14 protein-coding genes are annotated in these 21,587 nt (G+C 66.5%); 7 read left to right on the top strand and 7 right to left on the bottom strand.

Features of this window, described 5'->3' with window-relative positions:
- Position 1: 1 nt before the first annotated feature.
- Positions 2-6,211: a non-ribosomal peptide synthetase gene (locus LC092_RS03625; RefSeq protein ID WP_224805075.1), complete on the bottom strand. Its 6,210-nt coding sequence runs from the start codon at positions 6,209-6,211 to the stop codon at positions 2-4.
- Positions 6,198-7,043: a class I SAM-dependent methyltransferase gene (locus LC092_RS03620; protein ID WP_224805074.1), complete on the bottom strand. Its 846-nt coding sequence runs from the start codon at positions 7,041-7,043 to the stop codon at positions 6,198-6,200. Before LC092_RS03620 ends, LC092_RS03625 begins: the two co-directional genes overlap by 14 nt.
- A gap of 235 nt (positions 7,044-7,278) precedes the next feature.
- Here LC092_RS03620 and LC092_RS21115 point away from each other — a divergent pair, with 235 nt between their 5' ends.
- The 6 genes from LC092_RS21115 (at position 7,279) to LC092_RS03595 (ending at position 13,017) form a co-directional block, all read left to right on the top strand.
- Positions 7,279-7,401, top strand: a complete 123-nt coding sequence (locus tag LC092_RS21115) for a hypothetical protein (RefSeq protein WP_263626991.1) — start codon at positions 7,279-7,281, stop codon at positions 7,399-7,401.
- Positions 7,402-7,573: 172 nt separating this feature from the next.
- Positions 7,574-8,962, top strand: a complete 1,389-nt coding sequence (locus tag LC092_RS03615) for an MBL fold metallo-hydrolase (protein WP_224805073.1) — start codon at positions 7,574-7,576, stop codon at positions 8,960-8,962.
- Positions 8,959-10,335 (top strand): formylglycine-generating enzyme family protein, encoded by a 1,377-nt coding sequence (locus LC092_RS03610; RefSeq protein ID WP_224805072.1) that lies wholly within the window; start codon positions 8,959-8,961, stop codon positions 10,333-10,335. The genes LC092_RS03615 and LC092_RS03610 overlap by 4 nt, the downstream gene beginning before the upstream one ends.
- Positions 10,332-11,363: a CobW family GTP-binding protein gene (locus LC092_RS03605; RefSeq protein ID WP_224805071.1), complete on the top strand. Its 1,032-nt coding sequence runs from the start codon at positions 10,332-10,334 to the stop codon at positions 11,361-11,363. The genes LC092_RS03610 and LC092_RS03605 overlap by 4 nt, the downstream gene beginning before the upstream one ends.
- A gap of 26 nt (positions 11,364-11,389) precedes the next feature.
- Positions 11,390-12,490 carry a hypothetical protein gene (locus LC092_RS03600; RefSeq protein WP_224805070.1) on the top strand — a complete coding sequence of 367 codons (1,101 nt, stop codon included), beginning with the start codon at positions 11,390-11,392 and terminating at the stop codon, positions 12,488-12,490.
- Between the two features lie 26 nt (positions 12,491-12,516).
- Positions 12,517-13,017, top strand: a complete 501-nt coding sequence (locus LC092_RS03595) for a pyridoxamine 5'-phosphate oxidase family protein (protein WP_224805069.1) — start codon at positions 12,517-12,519, stop codon at positions 13,015-13,017.
- Between the two features lie 394 nt (positions 13,018-13,411).
- On the opposite strand, the gene LC092_RS03590 is transcribed toward LC092_RS03595, so the two are convergent.
- Together LC092_RS03590 and LC092_RS03585 are read right to left on the bottom strand one after the other, a co-directional pair.
- Entirely contained in the window at positions 13,412-15,391 is a 1,980-nt protein-coding gene (locus LC092_RS03590) for a tripartite tricarboxylate transporter permease (protein ID WP_224805068.1), read from the bottom strand.
- A 173-nt stretch (positions 15,392-15,564) separates the two neighbouring features.
- A complete protein-coding gene (locus tag LC092_RS03585; RefSeq protein WP_224805067.1) occupies positions 15,565-16,647 on the bottom strand; it encodes a Bug family tripartite tricarboxylate transporter substrate binding protein in 1,083 nt (360 codons plus the stop codon).
- 274 nt (positions 16,648-16,921) lie between these two features.
- Between LC092_RS03585 and LC092_RS03580 the strand changes: the two genes are divergently transcribed.
- Entirely contained in the window at positions 16,922-18,418 is a 1,497-nt protein-coding gene (locus LC092_RS03580; protein ID WP_224805066.1) for a UbiD family decarboxylase, read from the top strand.
- A 21-nt stretch (positions 18,419-18,439) separates the two neighbouring features.
- Here the strand turns inward: LC092_RS03580 and LC092_RS03575 are convergent, their stop codons facing one another.
- From LC092_RS03575 to LC092_RS03565, 3 genes are all read right to left on the bottom strand, one after another.
- Positions 18,440-19,309 carry a GntR family transcriptional regulator gene (locus LC092_RS03575; RefSeq protein ID WP_224805065.1) on the bottom strand — a complete coding sequence of 290 codons (870 nt, stop codon included), beginning with the start codon at positions 19,307-19,309 and terminating at the stop codon, positions 18,440-18,442.
- A gap of 66 nt (positions 19,310-19,375) precedes the next feature.
- Positions 19,376-20,137 carry a hypothetical protein gene (locus LC092_RS03570; RefSeq protein WP_224805064.1) on the bottom strand — a complete coding sequence of 254 codons (762 nt, stop codon included), beginning with the start codon at positions 20,135-20,137 and terminating at the stop codon, positions 19,376-19,378.
- On the bottom strand, positions 20,134-21,354 hold the full coding sequence (locus LC092_RS03565; protein WP_224805063.1) for an FAD-dependent oxidoreductase: 1,221 nt from the start codon (positions 21,352-21,354) through the stop codon (positions 20,134-20,136). The genes LC092_RS03570 and LC092_RS03565 overlap by 4 nt, the downstream gene beginning before the upstream one ends.
- Positions 21,355-21,587: the final 233 nt, after the last annotated feature.

Raw genomic sequence — 21,587 nt, 5'->3', positions numbered from 1 at the left:
CTCAGGCGCTGCGACGGGTGGCCTGCACCGAGGTCAGCGCGCCCACCACGTCATCGAGAATGGCCTCGGCCCGCGATGCGCCCAGGAGTTGTGTGGAACAGGTTACCTCAACGATCCAGCCTTGCGGATCGATTTCGACATTGAGCGCGAGCGGGAAGACGGTCTTCGTGTCCTCCCGCCGCAGCGCGCCGTTGACCTCGCGAAGCCAGCGGCCGCGTCGCCCGCCGATGACCGGCACGGCCATGGGCTGTTCGACCGAAAGCGTCACGAAGGCGGCCCGCTCCCGTTCGGTGAGCCGGCCGCTCTCCCGCAGCCCCTCTTCCAGCATGCTGAGCGTGAAAGGATAACCGTCGATTGCCGTGTCGAGACCGTGCTGAATGGCGGCAAGGTCTCCCCTGCGCCCGGCGTCGACCACCAGCGGCAGGGTTGCCGCCATCGGCGCGAAGACGCCGCCGAAGCCGGCCGCCTCGCGCCCGTCGACAAGAACGCCGAGCAGCCCGGCTCGCGCCTCCGGCAAGTCCTGCAGGATGCGGGCAAGCCCGGCCGCCACCGTCACGCCCGCCGCCCGCATGGCCTCGACAAACCCGGCCTCGGCGCCTTCGGGCAGGATCGCGACGCGATGATCGACCGGATTGACCTCAGCCGCCTCATAGACCGGCCAGTCGCGGACCGCCGCGCAGCGATCGATCCAGGTCCGCCGTGCGGCCGCCCTGCGATCCCGCTCCCAACCGGCGCGCCAGGCAACGAGATGCGGAAAATCGGTCTCGCGCGGACGAACCATATCCGCGTCGCCCGATGCCGTCTCCATCACCGCGGTGAAATAGTCGTTCGCCTGCCCCGATACCATGATGTTGTGCGAGACGAAGGCAAGCCAGGACGCGCCATCTGGGAGATCCACCTGAACAACACGAAACAACGGCTCGCGGGTCACGTCGAAGGGCCGCCAGGATTCCTCGGCAATCGCCACCTGCGCCTCCGCCTGGTCGCGAACGGCGCGGCGGACATGCGCCGGCCACCCCTTTCCCCGCCGCCACAGCCCGGCGTCGCCGTCCCATACGGCGGAGAGCGGGAAATGCTCGATGGCGAGACGCTCGAGTGCCGCCTGCAGGCGGTCGGCGTCGATCCCGTCATCGAAGGCGGCAACATAGGGCTGGTTCCAGGCGCCGCCGTCGCCCTGCTCCACCATGACCTTGAGCTTCGCCGCCTGGATCGGCAGCGGCGGCGCGCTGTCGGTCGCGACAGGCACGGCCGCCGGATCGCGCACCGGCCGGGTCGGACCGCGCGCCTCCACCAGGGCGGCAAGCCGCTTCGGCGTCGGATGGGCCCGAAACTCGGAATAGAGAAGACCGGCCCCGAAGCGGCGCCCGATCTCGCCCAGCAACCGCATCGCAAGCAGCGAATTGCCGCCGCCGAGGAAAAAGTCGGCATCCGCCGGCAAACCCGCATCCCCCAGCGCGGCGCGGAAGCGCGCGAGGATCCAGCCTTGCGTCGACCCGCCCTCCGGATCCGCGTCGGAGCTCGCCAGTGTGGCGGCGTCCGCGGCATCGCGCGCCTGCTTTGCGGCAAGGGCGCGCAAGGACCGCCGGTCGATCTTGTTGGCGGTCGTCAACGGAATGCGGTCGAGAACCAGCAGGCGCTGCGGCACGGCCACGGCCGGCAGATACCGGGCGATGTGGGCGCGAAACGCTTTCGGATCGAACACCTCGGGATCGCGCGGGACAATCGCCATCAGCAGATGGTCGGCGAAGGGCTCGGTCCCGGGGAGGAAGGCGGCGGCATCGGCAAGGCCGGAATGACGGCGGGCAACGACCTCCACATCGCCGAGTTCAAGCCGCTGCGAGCGGATCTTCACCATCTCGTCCTGACGGCCGCTGACATGGATGGTTCCGTCGGCCAAAAGCATCGCCCGGTCGCCGGTGACATAGAGCCGGCTTCCGGCCTCCCCGTAGGGATCCGGCACGAAGCGCTCCGCCGTCCGCTCCGGCGCGCCGACATAGCCTTCCGCCAGACACAATCCGCCGAAACAAAGTTCGCCATAGGTCCCGAAGGGAAGCGGCCGGCGGCGCCGATCAAGGATTCGGCAATAGGTGTTGGGCGCCGCAACACCGACGCTGACGGGACGGTCGGGATCGCGCAAATCGCCATAGGTGCAGGAGATCGTGCACTCCGTCGGGCCATAGACATTGACGAGCCGGCAGGAAGGCGCGACCGCCGCGCGCCAGGCGTCGACCGCATCGGGGCGCGCGGCCTCGCCGCTGAAAATAACCGTATGGACAGGGCGCAAGGCGGCCCGCGCCTCGTTCGTGTCGAGGCCGGCGGCAATGAAATGGAACCAGGCCGTCGGCAGGTCGAGGATGGTCACGCCCTGCTCGCGGATGCGGTCGAAGAAGCGGGCCGGAGATCCCATCATGGCGTCGTCGCGAATGACCAACGCCGCGCCATGGGTCCAGGCATAGACGACCTCCTCGATGTAGGCGTCGAAGCTTGGCGAGGCGAACTGCAGAACCCGGTCCTCCGGCCGGATATCGCTGACGAATTCGGCGAGCAGCGAATGGTTGCGCGCCGCCCGATGGGCCACGGCGACCCCCTTCGGCACGCCCGTCGAGCCGGAGGTGAAGTAGATCCAGGCAATCCCGTCCGGATCGGCAAGGCTCGGGCCTGACAGCGGCCGCGCGTGGCGGTCGAGTGTCTCGGTGTCGAGGGCAAGCACAGAACCGTCGGCCGGCCAGGATGCGCCATCGGCCGCGACGATCAGCCGTGGCTCCGCCACCCCGGCGATCTGGCGGATCAGCGCCTCGGGCGCGGCCGGGTCGATCGGCACGAAGGCCGCGCCGCGACGCCAGATTGCAAGCATTGCGACAACGCAAACGATCGACGGCCCGGACAGAACCGCGACACGGTCGCCGGGTCCGACATCATGCGCGCGCATCAAGGCCTCCGCCCCCCCGACAAGGGTCAGAACCTCGCCCGCCGACAACGTCCGCTCGTCCCGGACAAGACCCGGCGCATCCGCCCGGGCGGAAAGATCCGCCTCGATGCCGTGCGACACGGTCAGAAACGGCGGCTGCGGCCGGACAGCCCCGGCGCCGGCGGCAAAGACACGCTCCGCCTCGCCATCAAGCAGGACAGGGCAATCCGCCAGCGCAAGCTCCGGCGAGCAGCACATCCAGTCGAGAACACGGCGCAACCGCTTGAGAAACAGGCGCAGCTCCGCGGCCGGAACCGCGGCCTCGCCAACGAGCCGGAGCGCGCCTTGCGCATCCTCCATCAGCGTCACGGAAAGCGGAAACTTGGCGAAGGGCGACGGACGGTGGCTGGCGGCAACCAGCCCTGCGCCGGACAGGTCCGGATCCTGCTCGTGGCTGAAGGTCGCAACGGCGGCCACATCCATGCCACGCTCGGCAAAGGCCGTAGCGAGCCGGGCAATGCCCGCGCGCGAGGCATCGATCCCGGCAGCCAGGGCCGGACCGGTCCCTGCAAGGTTTGCCGCGACCGTTGCCTCCTCGTCGATGCGCAGCGGCAGCACCGCCGTCTGCGTCATCAGGCCGACCGTCTCGAAGTCGGCTGCCTCGCGGCGCGCGCTGACAAAAGCACCGACCAGGCTGCGGTCGCGGTCGCCGAGCCGGCAGAGAAGCGTCGCGAAAGCCAGAAGCCCGATGCGAAAAAGCGTCGTGGTCTGCGCCCGCGCAAAGGCGACAATCCGCGCCCGGTCGTCCGCCGCAAGTGGCAGCGTCTCGACGACCAGCCGCCCGTCGGGGTTGTCGCAAAAGGGAGCCGGCGCCTGCTCCATGCCGCTTTCAAAGCCCGCATAGCAGCCATCTGCGCCAAAGGCGGCCCCGTGCCCGGCCTCGTCGGCCTCCGCGTCGCGAGAGGCAGCCTGCCTGCGCGCAATCCAGGCCCGGAAGGCCGGTGGCGCGGACGCATCTGCCGCATCGCCCGCCGCAAGCCGGTGGGCGAATTCACGGGCGAGGACGGCGAGCGACCAGCCGTCGCAAATCGCATGATGAAGCACGAGAACGAGCACGCTGCGGCCGTCGGGTGCCGCGACAAGCCGGGCGCGGAACAAGGGGCCGGTGTCCAAATCGAACGGATCGGCCATCAGGGTTGCAGCGACGGCATCCGGGTCGAAGGTCCCGTCGTCAACCGCAAGCGCGGCAAGCGCCTCCTCGACCCGGAGCGGATCGGCCGGCACGATCCGGAGTGCGCCGGCGCTCTCGCGCATCGTCAGCGCCAGCGCATCGCAGGACGCCAGAACGGCACGCACGGCACCGGCCACCTGTTCGCGCCCAAGCGCGGCGTCGAAGCTGAACAGAAAGGCTTCATTGTAGCGCGGATGGCCCTGCGATCCCTGCTCGGCGAACCAGATGCCGACCTGTTCCGGCAGGGCGGGTAACTGGCTTCCCTCCTCCGCGCCCTCGAATACGGTCGTCTCCAACCGGCCTGCCGCACCGATCCGCTCAGCGATAAAACACAGACGGTCATCGGCAAACAGGTCACCGAGTTCGAGCCAAACGCCGACCATCCGCGCGATGCCGCCCAGCAGGCGCATGGCATCGAGCGAGGTTGCGCCAGTGGCAAAAAACCGGTCCTCCGGCCCGCGCGGAGCAAGACCGGTGATCTCCTGCCAGAGCCGCCCGACGCGGGCTTCAGCGTCGGTCAGGGCGCGCGTTCCCGACCAGTCGGGAAGCGGCCAGGCGGCAATCGCGGTTCGGTCGATCTTGCCATGGGCATTGAGCGGAAGACCCGGCGCGGTGGCATAGACATCGGGGCAGGCCGCGACCGGAAGCTTCTCCCGCAAGGCACGCCGCAGCGCGGCTTCGGGCAAGGTCCAGGCGGTCTCCGCAAGCCAGGCGACAAGCCGGGGCCGGGCCTCAACGCCACGGTCGACGACGCAGAGATCCGGCCGTCGGAGAAGTCCCGCAACCGCCTGCTCGATCTCTTCCACCGAAATGCGTTCGCCGCCGAACTTGGCATCGTTTTCCGCCCGACCGGAGAGAAAGATCCGCCCCGTCTCGGGATCGATCCGGCCGAGATCGCCGGTGCGATAGACCCGCGCGCCGCCGGAAAAAGCGGGCCGGACGAACCGCTCCGCCGTCGCCTCCGGCCGGTCGAGATAGCCAATGGCAAGCCCGGTCCCGCCGACATGGATCTCACCGGTCTCGCCCGGCCCGGCCAAACGGCCATCGGCCCGCACCACGTAAAATGCGGTATTGGCGATGGGAAAGCCGATGGCGCCATCCGGGGCCGCCCCCTGCGTCAGCGGCTCGACGCTGCGCACGCTGGACGCCTCGGTGATGCCGAAGGCGTTTATGAGGGCGCAGGTCTCGGGCACCTCTGGCACCGCGCGCAGCACATCGCCCCCGACGATCAGGAGCCGCAACCGGCACCGGTGGGTGAAATCCGCCCGCCGCAGCATGCCGGCCCGCGCCGTCGCCAGAAAGGTGACCGCGACGCCCGTTCTCTCAAGCCAGCGGGCAAAGGCCGGCCCGTCGGCAAGATCGGCGTCGGCGGCGACATGGATTTCCGCACCGGCGAGAAGCGCCGACCAGACCTCCCAGCGGCTGACGGCAAAGGCAGAGGACGCGGTCCATCCCGTTCGCGTTCCAGGCTCCAGCGCGAAGGCCCGCGCCGTCCAGGTCGCTTCGTTGAGGATCCCGTCCTGGGCCGTGAGAACGCCCTTGGGGCGGCCGGTCGAGCCGGAGGTGAAATAGACCACCGCCGGGATGTCGGGATCATCTGAAAGCCATTGCTCGCCGTCCACCGCCGGCAGGGCGAAGGGCTCAAGCGCTTGGATCGTCCCCTCCACCGGATCGACGCCCGGATCGGTTGCAAGGGTAAGGCGGGGCCTTGCCTCCTCATGCAGCATCCGCAGCCGGTCGCGCGGATGCGCCGGATCGAGCGGCACGGGGACGGCACCGGCAAACAGGCAGCCGATCTGCGCGGCGACAAGCGCCGCCGACCGGCCGCCGACAAGCGCGATCCGGTCCCCCGGAGCGATCCCCTTGTCGTGCAGATAGGCGGCCACGGCATGGCCGGCCCGGCGCAGATCGGCGTAGGAGCGCGCGCCGCCGGCATCGACCAGCGCGATGCCGGCGCCATGCAGGGCCAGGGTGGTGTCGAGCGCGGCGGCCAGCGATCGGCGCTCCACGGCCTGAACCGGACCGCACGCGGGATTGCGCGGCGAAACCTGCAAGCCGTCACGCATCCGCATGGACCGGGCGCCTGCCGATACAGGCAATGCGGGAGGACTCTGGACGCAGCGGCCCGAAGCTCGGCGCCGCGTCGGGATCGGTTCGCAGCCCCTCCATGCAGGCGATATCGACGAAGCCGGCGGCGTCCAGAAGTTCCGTCAGGCGTTGTCGCGAATAGATCCGCAGCCGCGTTGCAAAGACGCGCGGCGCCGCATCCGGCCCTTCCACCGTCACGACTTGATCAAGCGTGCCGGTTTCCCAGTCCAGTTCCCAGTCCAGCCGGTTCCGCTCGCGCACCGTGATCGACGGCCCGAGGGGATAGGCCTTGTCGGCCGGCCAGGAGCGCGCGGCCGCCCCTGCGTGGATCGTCTCCAGGATGAGCCATCCGCCGGGCCGCAGCGAGCGCCGGAAGGCCGTGAGTGCCGTGAGGTCCTGGGCCGGATCATCGAAAAACCCGAAGGCGGTATAGAGGCTCGCCACCACATCGAAGCTTTCATCGGGAAAGGGGGGACGCCGGATGTCGCCCTGCACGAGGGACGTTTCGGGGAGACCGCTCCGACGGGCGGCTCTCAGCATGTCGCCGGAGAAGTCGAGGCCGATCGCCTCCAGACCGCGGGCGAGAAACTGGCGCAGATGCCGCCCCTGTCCGCAGCCGGCATCGAGCAGTCTTGCGCCGGCGCCAATATCAAGCAGCTCAAGGATGTCTCCGACCTGGGTCCTGTCGAGACTTTCGGAAAATTCGGTCGCATAGAGATCGAGATAGGCGTCGCCGAAGGCCGTTTTCCAGGCCTCGCCCTGCGCTTCGGCACCGCTCGGCCCCTCACTGGATCGCGCGTCGTCCGAACCCGCCATCGGCGCCTCCTTCATTCGGCATACTCCTGCAACACATACGTGCATTTCGACGAAAGCCAACGCGCGCCTGCGCTGCCGTCCGGCTCATGCAAGCCTCAGAAACTCTTCAAGAAATAACAATTAGTACTTGTTACGATACAAATATTCCCGCTTGACGTGCATATTTAGAGTACGTAATCTTACGTTGTTGTTGGCATGAGTCAACAACTTATAGACACAATGAAGGAGTCCAACGATGAGCCACGAATATGAGGTCGAAATCGACGAAGTGACCCTCAGCGAGGCAGAAACCCTCGTGCGGATGCAGGACGGCGATGCCGGCAACGACGAAGACAGCCAGATCGCCGAAAAGTGGTGATCGCCCCTGTTGACGCGCGCGCCTGAAGGTCGCGCGTCGACACCCCGGCCGGAAGCGCGCCCGGTCGGGATTTACCGCCACTGCACCGCTGGGCAGCAAGCTTCATGGTCTCCAGCCGACCGGCCATGCGACCGCAAGCCGGCAACACAGTTTTGACGACGGGAGCTCCTGCGTGATCATCACCTCCCTCGGCCATTCCTCTTTTCTTGTCGAAACCGACGGCGCGACGCTTGCCTTCGATCCCTGGCTGACGCCCCGCCTCGACCGCTTCTGGCGCCGCAACCTTGTCAGCGAACGGCCTGCCTCTCTTCCGCGCATCGACGTGCTCGTCATCAGCCACCACCATTGCGATCACCTCCACGTGGACTCGCTCGCGGCCATCAACCGCGATGCGATCGTCATTCATCCCGACGCGGAGAAACTGCCGGTCCACAGCGGCGCGGGCATGGGCTACAAGGCGATCCCCTGGATCCTGCGCGAGTTGGGCTTTCAGCGGCTCGTTGCCGTCAAGCCGCTCCAGGAGGTGGGTTTCCGCGATCTGACGATCACCGCCCTGCCCTCCAAGGTGATGTTTCCGGAGTTCCTGTATCTGCTGGAAGCGCAAGGGACGCGTGCGATTTTCGGCGGCGATGCCATCTTGCATCCAAAGACCGAGGCCTACTTTCGCGACCGGGAGCCGTCGATCGACGTTGCCTTCATCCCGAGCCATTCCACGTCCCCCGCCGCGCCGCTGCTGGAACGCAAGCAGGCCGCCGACTACGGACTGTTCGAAAGACGCTGCCGCGACGCCTTCGACACCTACACCGATCTCTTCGGCGCGGAGCTCACCGTGCCCTCGTCCTTCGGCTGGCGGGTCGACGGCATCGATGCCGCGGACCGCTTCGCCTGGGTCAACCGCAAGATCTTCCCCTTCACGCCCCTTCAGGCGCATGAGGCGCTGCAGGAGCGCGGCAACCGCAGCCACCTGCCCGGCCCGGGCGATCGCTTCGTGCTTTCCGCCGGGCGCCCCGTCGAGATCCAGCCGGCCGGACACCACCGGGCGGACGAGGTGGCCGAAAGCTATGCGGACCTGGAACTCGATCCCGATGCCGCCATTCCGCAATTCCGGCCGGGGTCCTATGGTGAAGCCGCCTTCGAAGGCGACCCGGACGATCTCGTTCGCGCGGTTCTGGCCCGCCTCGTCGGCACCTATTACTGGAGCCGGCATTGCGCAAGCCCGCGCCCCGTCACCCTGCGGCTCAGCGACGGCAACGGGCTGGATGTCGACTACGCCCTCGACATCGCCGGCGGCTCATTCAGCACGCGTCCTGCAAAAGGACCTCCGGCCGGCGGCTACAGCTGGCTCCATCCCTCGACACTGAAAGGCCTTTTCGACGCGGAAATCCTGTTTCCGAACGCCTTCGGACTGTGGGTCTCGAACGACAATCTGCTGACCGAGATCTTTCACCATCCGTCCTTCTTCGTCACCCATCTGAGGCGCCGGCACACCGCCGTGCCCCCGAGCATGTCACGCGATGAACCGGACAGTGCGCTGCCGGCAAAAAGGGAGATGTCCGCATGACGACCGCCACCATGACGCGAACGCCGCAAAAGACGTCCGACACCGAGACGGCCGAGGCCTTTCACGCGCTCGATGACACGGCCTTCTGGAAACAGGTCGAGGCGGTGCGCGCGGAGCTTGAAGCCGCGCCCAGCCCGGAAGAGGGCATGGCGCGCCTGGAGGCGGCGATCAACCACCCGATCTGGCAGGTGCGCGTCGTCGGTTGCGACATTGCCCATGCCTGGTCGCACTATCTGCCGGCGCGCGAGCTCCTCTGCGAGGCCACCCATGACGCGGTCGACGCGGTCGCCTTCCGCGCCATTCGCCACTGCGGCGCGCTGCGCGAACCGCGCGCCGTCTCGCATCTGGTGCGCATTTCCGGCTGGCCGAGCTATTTCACCCGCGAGGACTACAAGCGCAAGCCGGTCGGCATCGGCGCCTCGCTCACCAAACATGCCTTGACCACGATTTTCGACAGCACCGACCCGACGGAACTCAAGGCGCGCGAAAACGACTTTCTCGCCCCCTATCGCGCGCTTCTCGACCGCAAGCGGGCGCGCGAGCCCGATCTTTCCACCATGGTTCACATCCCGGAAGGCCCGGCGGTGACCGGCGTCGATTCCGTCGAGGATTTCCCGTTCTTCTACAAGGACTTCCTGCCCCGGCGCGAGGTCCATGTCGACGCCTTCTACATCGACCGCGATCCCGTCTCAAATGCCGACTATGCCGTCTTTCTCGACTACGCCCGCGCCCATCCCGACAAGGTCGGTCACCCGGACGCGCCCCCCAACAAGGACTATACGCCGTCCCACTGGCGCGACCCGCGCTTCGCCGATCCCGCCCTGCCGGTGACCGGCGTCGACTGGTACGACGCCTGGGCCTATGCCGACTGGGCCGGCAAGGCCCTGCCCGACGAAACCCAATGGGAAAAGGCGGCGCGCGGCCCCGACGGCCACGTCTACCCCTGGGGCGATACATTCGAGCCCGAAATGGCGAATTACGTCGAAACCTGTTTCGGCCGTCCGGTCGCGTCCATGGCCGACTGGGAAGACCTGCTGCGGACCTACAGCGACGAAACGCCCGCACGCACCGTCCAGCCGGCGACTGCCCGCAAAGGCTCCGAAAGCGTCTACGGCGTGCGCGGCCTGGCCGGCAACACCTGGGAATGGACCAGGACAAACTTCTACGACCACAAGGACATGGATCCCTTCTTCAAGGGACGCCATCCGCGCGAGTTCATGAACCGGCCGGCAGCCTTCGCCGTCATTCGCGGCGGCTGCTTCACCTCCCGCCCGGAAATGCTGCGCGGCTACTACCGCGGCAAGGACCTGCTCACCGACCGGCACTGCGAGATCGGCTTTCGCTGCGTCTGGCAGCCGCCGAAGACCTCATGAGCCGCCTGGAGGAGCGCAGCGGCGGCGCCGGGGGCAATCAACGGCGACCGCTGGTGATCGTCACCGGCCCGCTCGGCAGCGGCAAGACCTCGCTGCTGCGCGATGCCCTCGACCGCGCGGCCCCGGTCGATGTCGACATGGTGGTTGGCGACATCGGCGAGGAGAGCATCGATTCCGACCTCTTCGCCCGCGCCGGCTATATCAATGTGGGCATTTCCGGCGATTGCATGTGCTGCACCGGGCTTGAGGGCATGGTGGCAGCACTTGCCGACCTGTCGCGACCGGACCGTCCCTTTCGCGGCATCGTGGTCGAGGCGTCGGGTCTTGCCGAGACATCCGCACTGATCGGGGCGATCGCCGCAGACCCGCTGCTGTCGGCGCGTCTCGCCATTCGCAGGGTCCTGGCCTGCGCCGACCTCACCGCCTGGCGCGGCACCGGCATGCCGGAAGACATCCTGCACGACCAGATCCGCACGGCCGACACGCTTGCGCTCACCAAGACCGACCTTGCGGTCGGCACGGAGCGCGCCCGTTTCGAACGGCGGCTTGGCGATCTTAACCCCGCGGCCCGGATCATCGAACGCGACGATGCCGTCTGCGAGCTCTTCGCACCGGGCTGGCAAGACCGCGAGGCCTCGCTTCCCGATCCGGGCACGGCGCCCCACGGACATCGCCACACCGATATCGCCGCCTTTTCACTGCGCCATGACGGAAACATCACATCGGCGGTCATCGGTGAATGGCTCTTCGCCCTCTCCACCATCCTGGGGCAGGATCTCATCCGCCTGAAGGGGATCGCCGCCTGCCGCGATGCATCCGCCCCGGTCGCCTTTCACGTCGTCAACGGCGTGCTCTTTCCGCTCGAGCCGGTCACCGAAACGGACCGCCCGGCCGCGCCGCTGAGCGCCACCGTGATCGGACGCAATCTCGACCCGGACGCGCTGCGCGGTGCGCTCGATCTGGCGCTGTCGCGCCACTCGGACCCCGGCTCCGGCCTGCCGAGCATCGATGCCCTGTCACTCGCGTGACCCCTTGCAAACCCGGACAAGAGCGCATGGCCGACACCAAAGACACCCGCCCCGCAACCGCCCCGGCCGACGGTCTTTTGCACGACCTGCCGCTTGCGGACATCCAGGAGGATGTGAATTTTCCGATCTTCGCGCCCGACGGCCTTGCGGGCTGGGACATCACCTGGACATTGCGCAGGGAGCAACCGCCGGGCGGACGCGGCGACGGCAGCGGACATCGCGCCAATTGGGGCACGGCCAATCCCTGTTCCCTGCGTTTTGAGGCAAGACGCGGCGCCACGACCTTCCGGCTCAAGCAGTTTCTCTACGACTGGGGTCCGGCGGCCGGCGACCTGCCGTGCCTGTGGGGCTCTGCGGCTACGTCCTTCGACCTCCCCGGCGGCTACGTCGGCTGGCACGGCCGCGATTTCCAGGGGCGAGAGGGCGGCTATGCGCGGCTTTCCCGCACCTCCTGCGAACTGGCCGTGACATCGGGCGAGCTGGGCGCCGACGGCGCGGCCGACGTCTTCCGCTCCCTCGCCCGGCTCGACACCGTACGCGCCCGTGCCCTGCTGGCGACACCCTACGCAAGGCTCAGCTATTGGGCCCGCCATGCTCCCGACCCGGTCAACGCGCCGATCGGCTTCCTGCGCTGGCGGCGCGACCGGCGCCCCCGGCGCACGACCTGGTTGACTGCTGGCGAGGCCGACGGCCTCGACATCGGCGTGGAGCTGCCGGCCGACACGGGCCTTGCGCTCGACAGCGTGATCGTCTTCGACTACCCGGCCCACCGGGAGTTCGAGTTCGTCTTCGACACAGGTCCCGACAAGGGTCACGAGCTGCGGGCGATCCTCTTCGACCACCCCGACGCCTACGACCGCCTGCGGCCATGGACGGAGGAAAAACACCCCTGCCGCACAGAGAGGCTCTCTGACGGCAGCCTGTTGTCCTTCGTGTCGGACACGCATGGCGCCTATACGGCGATCCGCGACCCGCAAGGCGCCGTTCCGCTCATGGTGCTCACCAGCGCCCGGACCGGCTGGAACCGGGCATGGATTGAAGATCTCCTGCCCCGGATCGCGGTCCGCGGTCTCGACGCAAGCGCCACAGCGCCGGACAGCATGCCCACGGGAGGGCGCGCACCGTGAACGACAGCCCGCCAAACACGACAGACATGTCAGACGTGACAGCCGCGACAGATACGACGGCGCTTGATCTCGCGGGACTGACCCACGACGGGCGCAAGCCGGCCTTCGACGTGGTGGAATTCCTCAAGCGGCCGCTGGTTGCCCATCTCGCCACGTGGAAACCGGAGACGGCCTGCGATTCCCCGCTGTGGTTCCATCATGACGGGCGCGATCTCTGGTTCATCAGCGCCAACCGGGGCGACACGTTTCCCGACAAGGTGAGACAGGCCCCCAATGCCGCCGTCGGCATCGTCGACTTCGACAAGCCCACCGGGCGCTTCCTGCATCTTGGCTTTCGCGGCATTGCCCGGCCTCACCCCTGGGACGCCGACACCGCGATCGCGCTCCTGTCCAAATATCTCGGGTCCAACCGCGCCGGCTGGGATCCCCGTTTCGCCGACGCACCGGAGTCCCGGACCAACGTCTTCGTGCGCTTCACCCCGCGCAGCTTCGTCGCGCGCGATCAGTCCTTCCTGGTCGGCGGCTGATGGACAGCGGGACCGCCGCGCCTCCGCCTCCGACCGGGGCACCAGGCCCCTGCCCCGACTATGAAGGCGAAGAAACGAGCGGGCAGCGGAGCGGTCTGATGAATTTTGAAACGATCCTGGCGAAACAGCTGGGCCTATCCAGATAGACGCGAAGCTGAGTCCACCGCACATCTGCATCAAGCGCGCACGGGCAAACTGCTTCAGGCGTTCGGATCGACTTTTTGACATTTCGGGGAATGAAAGGACATTGAAACACAAGCGCGAACAGGCGTCGCATCCGGTCGACGGCCACACCCTGCCGGGCCCGCCCGGCAGGGTCGATCTGGCGCCAGGACAGAGCCTGGATGGCACGCAGACACCCGCTTGGGCTCACCACTGCCCTGACCTGACAGCGCTATCGCAGAACCAATGCCGGATACCAACTGACGGCCACGACTTGATCGAAGATCAGCATAAGGACCGAAAGGCAGCCGAGCGCATAGGGCACGGCAACCCGCCAGCCGTAACCACCCCAGACCACAAGATAGAGTCCGGCAAAGAGCGGCAGGGCGATGCGCTGACCGAGCAGGATCGTGACGCCGACGATGGCCAACAACCAGAAGGCGAAATGCAGGACACGACCGAGCGGCTGCGGCGGCGCGCCGAGCCCCCTGCCCGCAGCGCGATCGGCCTGCAGATGGCGAAACGCGACACCCAGAGCCACAACGGCAAGGACCGCTCCGGGAATGCCGGTCATAAGCGGGAAGCGGGCGCTGTTTGCGGGCCAGTCCACGGCAAGAACCGCCGCAGCGACAAAGGCGCCAGTGAGGATGACAAGCGGCAGGAGCTGGTCGACCGGCCGAGCCGCAACCACGCCCGGTCGCGGCATGTGCGCGTCAAGGCCATCCACGGGGGAAGTGGCGCTCCCTCGCCAGGCGTGGTTCCAGATTGCATAGCCGAGCGATACGACGACCATCACGGCGAGGACCACGACTATCGGTCGGCCTATCCAGCCATATCCGTTATAGGCAGACAGCGAGATGGCGAGCGCGTTCTCCATGATCGGGCCAAGAATGATACCGAGAACCAGCGGGGCACGCGGGATGCCACCGCACTTCATCAGATAGCCAAGCATGCCGAACAGGAGCAGCGCGACCCAGTCGCCCATATTGCTGGTGGCAAGCCAGGCTCCCATGAACAGAAACAGGCAAACGCCCGGCACGATGAGATGGCCGGGGACGAAGGTGAGCCGGACGAGATAGCGGCCGAACAGGAACAGTAGCCCGGCCCCGAGCACGTTGGCGATCACCATCGTCCACATCATGGATAAGGTGATGTCGAGCTTGGTGGTCAGCATTTGCGGGCCCGGCTGCAGGCCCTGAATGAGCAGGGCGCCGAGCAGGATCGCCATCGGCGCGCTGCCGGGAATACCGAAGGTGACCGTCGGGATGAGGGCGGCGCCCTTCTGGGCGTTGTTGGCCGCTTCCGGCGCGATCACGCCGCGGATGTCGCCCTCGCCGAACCTGCTCTTGTCCCGGGAGCTTTGCACGACATGGCCGTAGGCGATCCAGTCGACGATGGAGCCGCCGAGCCCGGGCAACAGCCCGACATAACAGCCGATCGCGCTGGAGCGCAGGACGAGCCACCAGTTGCGGATGGCATCGTACACTCCGTCGAGCATGCGCGAGCGCGTTTCGGTCTGGTCGACGCGGGAGATCGAGGTATTGCCGACGGCCAGCGCCAGCAATTCCGGCAGGGCGAACAGGCCGAGGATCACCGGAATGAGCGGCAGGCCCTCGAACAGATAGATGACATCGAAGGTGTAGCGCGGGATCGCGTCGGTCGGCGAATAGCCGACATAGGAGATCAAGAGCCCAAGCAGGGCGGAGACGAGGCCGAGCAGGATCGAGCCCCCCGACAGCGACGCCACCATGGTGAGTGCCAGAACACCGAGCATGAAGAATTCCGGCTGGGCGAAGGCGAGAATGACTGGCTGCAGGACCGGAATCGACAGGCCGAGGAACAGCGCGCCGAGCAGCCCCCCGACAGCGGAGACAAAGAAGGCGGCGCCGAGAGCCCGCGCCGCCTCGCCCTTTTTTGCCATTGGATACCCGTCGAGGATGGTGGCCTGGGATGCGGAGGTGCCCGGGATGCCGAGCAGCACCGAGGCCAGCGTGTCGCTCGTCGTGGTGACAGCGTACATGCCGAGCAGGAAGGCGAAGGCCGCGACCGGCTCCATGGTGAAGGTGAAGGGCAACAGGATCGCCATGCCGACGAGGCCGGACAGGCCCGGCACCGCGCCAAAAAAGAGACCCAGGATCGTGCCTAGCACAAGATATCCAATGGCCGGCCAGGCAACGACAGCCGCAAGGCTGCTCAGGATCATGTCATACATCGTGGTCTCCGTGACACTCGCCGGACACCGTGCCGCCGCCATCGCGAACGGGCCGGCGCCGCTTAACTCCCGCCCGCTCCACGCAACCGGGGATGATGCAAGCCGGGCAGTCAGGCTCTAAACAGTCCCGGACCGGCCGGCCGACCGCCATGCGATCGCCCGGCCGGAGCTGGTCAGTTGTCGGAGCCGGCGGCGATGTAGTCGCTAAGGAAGCTCACGAGGTCGGCGTCGATGTCATCAAGGGATTCGATCAGCGCCATCGTCTCCTCACCGTGCGCAATGACCGGCTTCGCCTGGAACGCCTCCTCGTACGCGCCAAGGAATTCCTCATCGGTCTCGAGCGCCTTCCAGGCCTGACGCAGGGCGTCGACCGCCTCCTCGGGCGTGCCGAGCGGAACGAAGGAGCCGCGCTGCAGGCTGGTCTTCAGATTGTTGACCGCCTCGAAGACCTCATAGACCTCACCGGACGGGTCTTCGCCGTGGACGGACCGGTAATAGTCCCGGAATGTCGGGATGTCAGGCAGGCTCGGATCGAGGACGTCGTTCCCCTCCGCATCGACGACCGCATAATAGAAGAGCGGCAGGGCAATGCCGGTCTCCACCATCGACGGCACCACGGAGGACCGGTAGCTGGCGATCGAGCCACAGGAATACTGCGCCTCGTTCTGGAGGACTGCGGCAGAGGCACCTGCCAGACCCTTATAGCCGGTCACGTAATTGTAGTCGACGCCCAGCACATCGAGTGACAGGCGCATGCGGATGTCGTGCGTGCTGGTGGGACGGATGCCGGACGCGTTGAAAGTCTCGGCCTGCAGGAGATCGGCTGGATCCTCGATGCCCGGCGGCGTGTCGCGGCGCACGTAGCAGATCTGCGGCACGGCGAGCGAGGACAACCAGACGAAGTCCTTGAAGCGGGTATCAAGTCCCGCATCGCCGAGCACTTCGGTGAAGACCGGCGGCGAGAAGATTGCCACGGTCAACCCGTCTGGCTTGGCCACATCCGCCATGTAGTTCATGCCGATCATGCCGCCAGCACCAGCGCGGTTGCGGGCGATAATCGTCGGATTGCCGGGAATATGTTTTCCCAGATACCGGGCGATCAGCCGTGCCTCGACATCGGTCGGGCCGCCGGCGGAATAGTTGATCAAAACCTCGATGGTCTTGCCCTCGTAGAACGGCGTCTCGGCAAGGGCCGGCACAGATGCCAGCCCCATGGCAAGTACCGCCGTCGCGGCAATCCTGTTCGGTGCACTCATGGCTCTTTCCTCCTCACATTTGCTCAGGGACGTCTGGTGCGGGTTTACGCGCCGGGACGGCAGCTCGCATCCTCCAAACTGCTGACAGTTTTTCAAAGTCTTGCAATAAACCAAGCAATGTCAATTCATATACATTTGGTTTTTCGCGGGCTTTTCTACAGCATGAAATGGTGTTCAATGATTTTCTGCAGCTAACTTCCCTTTTCTGTTGACACTTTGAACATCACTGCGCTCACATGCGGAACGGTCAGACAGTGAGGGAGGAGAGCGCGACATGGCTCAGGCAGGCGACAACGGTCACGCTGTGGAAGGTCCAACCGACAGGCAACGCTTCGACGTCGCTTATTCGGATCTGCGCGACTGGATCGCCGAGGCGGAGGCACTCGGGGAGTTGGAAGTGCTGACCGGCGTCGACTGGCAGGAAGGCATCGGCGCGGCCACCGAACTCGTCAGTCATTCCGATTCAACGCCGGCCCTCATGTTCGACGAGATCCCCGGCCACGCCAAAGGCTTCCGGGTGCTCACCAACATCTTCGGCGGCAAACGCAAGGCGATGACCCTCGGCTTTCCCGCACACTATGACAAGCAGGCGCTGAGCAACGGCTTTTCCGAGATCTACCGGCCGAACGACGCATTGATCCCGCCGACGATCGTGGATACCGGACCGATCCTCGACACGGTGCTGGAGGGCGACGCGATCGACCTCAACATCTTCCCGACACCACTCTGGCATCCGGGAGACGGCGGCCGCTATATCGGCACCGGCAGCTTCAACCTGACCCGCGATCCCGACAGCGGCTGGCTCAATCTCGGCTGCTACAGGGTGATGCTGAATGATCGCCAGAGCCTGTCCTACAATGCCGGGCCGGGCAAGCACGGCCGCCTGCACCATCAGAAATATGCCGCGCGCGGCGAACATATGCCGGTCGCTATCGTCGTCGGCGGCGATCCCCTCACCTTCCTCCTCTCCGGCATCGAGGCACCGGCCGAGATCAGCGAATACGACATTGCCGGCGGCATGCGAGGCCGGCCGCTCGAACTCGTCCGCGGCCGCCATACCGGCCTGCCCTTCCCCGCCAATGCCGAAATCGTCATCGAAGGCTTCGTCGACCCCGAAGCCGTGGTGCCCGAGGGACCGTTCGGAGACTGGACTGGCACCTATACAGAAGCCGGGCGCAAGCGGCCGCTTGTCCGGGTTTCTGCGATTTATCACCGAAGCGATCCGATCCTGCTCGGCTTCATTCCCCAAAGCCTGCCGGACGAATATTCGCGTTTCCGGGCGATCACGCGGACGGCAATCGTGCGGCGCAACATCGAGGCTAGCGGCATTCCCGGCATTGCGGGCGTATGGTGCCATGAAGTGGGCGGCGCCCGTATGCTCACCGTCGTCGCCATTGAGCAGCGCCATCCAGGCCATGCGCGCCAGGCCGGCCACATTGCCTGTCAGTGTCATGCCGGCGCCTATGGCGGCAAATGGGTGATCGTCGTCGACGACGATATCGATCCGTCCAATCTGGACGAAGTGATCTGGGCGGCGCTGACCCGCTCGGACCCGGCAACCTCCACCGACTTCATCCGCGGGGCATGGACGTCACCGGCCGATCCGCGCATTCCGCCGGAGCAGCGCGCGGCCGGTGATATCACCAATTCCCGGATGATCATCGACGCCTGCATCCCATTTCACTGGCGCGACCAGTTTCCGGCCAGTTCCCGGCCGACGCCGGAACAGCGCGCCGCGGCCAAAGTGCGTTTCGGGCATCTCTTGCGATGAACGCCACTTTTGTCTGACGCCTCAGTCGAGAGGCACCCAGCGTGGCGGCGTCGCCCCGGTGTGGCGCGACAGGGCCACACGGTATTCGTAGCGGTCCGGACGGTAGAGCGAGCGGATGAACTGAACGGGCCGACCGACCGTGTCACGCACGACCCGCCACATGGAGACAAGTGCCGTGCCGACCGGCACGTCAAGGCGCGCGGCGACCTCTCCCTCGGCATTGACGGCGGACAGACCCTGCTCCACCCGGTCGACGCGAATGCCGGCGGCTTCCAGCGCGGCGAGCACCGGGCGGTTGCCGAGCAGATCCGGGTCGAGACTGCCTGCCTCCGGAAAGCGCACATAACAGGTGATGTGCGAGATCGGACCATCTGGGCGGTGCCGGACCCGCACGACCTGGAGAACGTCCGAGCCGCCCGCCACTTCCAGGCGCCGTGCCACCTCGGCATCGGCGGCAAGGGTGGCAAAACGGATCGGCTGGACGGTCGTGGCGAGCTGGAAGTCGTTGATGTTCTCTAGTAAGCCGCCAAAGTTCGAGCGGTCGTCGCCACCCAGAACGGCATCGTTGACGAATGTGCCGCGGCCGCGCTGGCGCCAGATGAGGCTCTGCTCCTCCAGAAGCACCATGGCCCTGCGCACGGTCACGCGCGACACGCCGTAGAAGGCGGCCAGTTCCGCTTCCGTCGGCAAAGGCCGCGGTGGCGGCCAGACACCGGCGATGATCTTTTGACGCAAGGCGGCATAGAGCCGGTAGTAGCGTGGGACCTCGCCGCCTGCTGGTTCGCCGCCGGCCTGGGCCACCGTTCCCCCCGACGGGGCGGCGGGGCTCCAGTCGGTGCTCGTCCGAGCCACGCCGGAGAAGAGGGAGGTCCGAGATTTCGCGATCGGCATGAACGGTTCTCCGAAATCGACGGCCGGTCGTCGTGGGATCGGGCGACCGAGGTCTCCGACAGGTGGTTACAGCGCCCCGGCCAGTTCGGGACATGATCGACGGAGGGCTTCGGATGCCGCAAGGCCCGCCTGACCCGTCAACCACCAGGCTCCGCAGAGATTCGACGACAGGATCGGCCGCGCCACGTCCTGCCGTGCCCCCTGAATGGCGGGAATAGTGATCATTCCGGTGCCGCTCATCACCGTGGCATCCGCATCCTCGAACGGCACCCGCTCCAGTAGCGCAACAACATCCTCTGTCGTCAGATCATAAGCTCGGAAATCCTCTTGATCCTTGACGACGTTGCGGACGGTGAACCCCGCCGCCTCCCAATAGGCAACGGCCTTGTCCGTCAGCCAGCCGGGATAGGGCGAGACCAGATTGAGGCGCTCGGCGCCGAGCGCGACTAGCGCCTTGCGGATCGCCAGGCTCACGGTGAGCACCGGAGCGCCCGCCGCCGCGGTCAGGCGCGCCGCGAGTTCCTCGTCGCCGTCGGGACCGAGCCGGTAGCTCGGGCCGGTCAGACCGATCAGCAGCGAGGACGGCTTGAGCGCGCCGAAGCTCTCGTAAAGAGCGTCATAGTTATGGACATAGCCTTCGTTGCGGGTCTCGAGACGAGTCGAGGCGGACACTGGAAGGCGCGTCGTATAGAGGGTCACCCCGGCGGGCAGAAGATAGTGGAGCTCCGGTTCGACCGTCGGATTGGCCGGCGGCGTCGCTACGGCGAGCCGGCGCGAAAGGTCGAGTTCGGGCGGTATGGTTGCCTTCAGCTTCAGCGTTGTCGTCATTGCACAACCTCCCCTGACCTTGCGCCGGCGCCGAAAGGGCGCGGCGCGATATCGAGCATGGCGCCCTCGACAAGAAAGGCGCGAGTCGCCTCCGGATCGGCGGCGCGGTTCCTGACGGTGTCGAGCCAGGTGGCAGCGTCTCCGACGCTGCGGTCGGTGCGCGGGATCAGGAAGTCGGTGGCGATGCGATGGCGTTCCTCGGCATAGCCGTCGAGAGCGGCATGACGACCGGTCTTCATCGCCTCCGCCATGGCGGCGGCGAGATGCCAGGCATCGTGCAGCCCGCAATTCATGTTCATGCCGCCGCGCGTATTGGTGACGTGCACGCTGTCGCCGGCGAGAAAGATCCCACCGTCTCTGTAGCGAGACGCAACACGCTTGGACGCCGAATAGATGTCGGTATTGAGCAGCGGCGGCAACCTGTCGGCCATCGGCAAAACCTCGCGCAACCGAGCCAGCATCCAGTCGGGCTGCAGCGCCTCTTCGTCGGGCACGGAGACCGGCAGGCGGATGATGATGCGCCAGCAATCCGGCATGCGAAGCAGGCTGATCGACCTCTCGCCGTTGAACACATAGGTGACGGGCGCCAGGCCCGGCAACCAAGCCTCAAGATCCATATCGGTCATGAGGCGCAGTACCTTGGTGGAATAGGCGCTGCCGTCAAAGGCAATCCCGAGCCGGTCGCGAATGGCCGAGCGGGCACCGTCGGCGGCAATCAGATAGCGGCCTCGCACGGTCTCCGAGCCTGCCGCACCGACGACCGTGGCCGCCACGCCGCCATCCTCGTTTACGGCATCGATGACCTCGGCATCGAAGCGGACTTCGGCGTGTTCGTGTCCGGAAAGGCGCGCGAGAAGAAGCGGCGTGACACGCGACTGCTCGAGATGCAGCCGGAACGGATAGCGCGTCTCTCCGGCCAGAAGCCCGAGATCGTATTCGGCGATGATCCCCGCATCGATCGTGCGATACTGGATCCGGTCGATACGCTGGCCTTTCGTCAGGATCGGCTCGATGACGCCGAGCGCATCGAGGATTTCGAGCGTCGAGGGATGGAAGGTGGACGCCTTGGAGGCGGCCGTCAGGCTGTCGCGCTTTTCAAGGACGAGGACCGGCACACCACGATCGGCCAGCGCGACGGCTGCGGCCAGACCGACCGGCCCCGCCCCCGCAACGATCACCCGGTTCGCGATGGCGGCATGTCGCGCACCTGACATCATCCCGTTCCCTCCTGCGAAGCTTATCGGCGCCGGAGACACGGTCCGTGCGCTTCAAACGCGTCGGACACACTCCGATTGCACGACCTTTGAAAGACTTTACTGTCAACAGTTTTGCTGATCAGGGGAAGGGATGCAAGATCTCGATAAGGAAAAACTGCTCTCTTTCGCTATTTTATTCGATCGTTATGCAATTTTTCACAGGACTCCCAAGATAAAACCAAATGTATTGTCGA

Source organism: Stappia stellulata (genome assembly GCF_020176715.1).
Taxonomy (GTDB): domain Bacteria; phylum Pseudomonadota; class Alphaproteobacteria; order Rhizobiales; family Stappiaceae; genus Stappia.
This window is presented reverse-complemented; position numbering and strand designations above follow the sequence as displayed.

Excerpts from the sequence above, each read along its gene's own strand:
- LC092_RS03625 (WP_224805075.1), bottom strand. The coding sequence starts at position 6,211 with ATGCGGATGCGTGACGGCTTGCAGGTTTCGCCGCGCAATCCCGCGTGC.
- LC092_RS03620 (WP_224805074.1), bottom strand. The coding sequence starts at position 7,043 with ATGGCGGGTTCGGACGACGCGCGATCCAGTGAGGGGCCGAGCGGTGCC.
- LC092_RS21115 (WP_263626991.1), top strand. The coding sequence starts at position 7,279 with ATGAGCCACGAATATGAGGTCGAAATCGACGAAGTGACCCTCAGCGAG.
- LC092_RS03610 (WP_224805072.1), top strand. The coding sequence starts at position 8,959 with ATGACGACCGCCACCATGACGCGAACGCCGCAAAAGACGTCCGACACC.
- LC092_RS03605 (WP_224805071.1), top strand. The coding sequence starts at position 10,332 with ATGAGCCGCCTGGAGGAGCGCAGCGGCGGCGCCGGGGGCAATCAACGG.
- LC092_RS03600 (WP_224805070.1), top strand. The coding sequence starts at position 11,390 with ATGGCCGACACCAAAGACACCCGCCCCGCAACCGCCCCGGCCGACGGT.
- LC092_RS03595 (WP_224805069.1), top strand. The coding sequence starts at position 12,517 with ATGTCAGACGTGACAGCCGCGACAGATACGACGGCGCTTGATCTCGCG.
- LC092_RS03590 (WP_224805068.1), bottom strand. The coding sequence starts at position 15,391 with ATGTATGACATGATCCTGAGCAGCCTTGCGGCTGTCGTTGCCTGGCCG.
- LC092_RS03585 (WP_224805067.1), bottom strand. The coding sequence starts at position 16,647 with ATGAGTGCACCGAACAGGATTGCCGCGACGGCGGTACTTGCCATGGGG.
- LC092_RS03580 (WP_224805066.1), top strand. The coding sequence starts at position 16,922 with ATGGCTCAGGCAGGCGACAACGGTCACGCTGTGGAAGGTCCAACCGAC.
- LC092_RS03575 (WP_224805065.1), bottom strand. The coding sequence starts at position 19,309 with ATGCCGATCGCGAAATCTCGGACCTCCCTCTTCTCCGGCGTGGCTCGG.
- LC092_RS03570 (WP_224805064.1), bottom strand. The coding sequence starts at position 20,137 with ATGACGACAACGCTGAAGCTGAAGGCAACCATACCGCCCGAACTCGAC.
- LC092_RS03565 (WP_224805063.1), bottom strand. The coding sequence starts at position 21,354 with ATGATGTCAGGTGCGCGACATGCCGCCATCGCGAACCGGGTGATCGTT.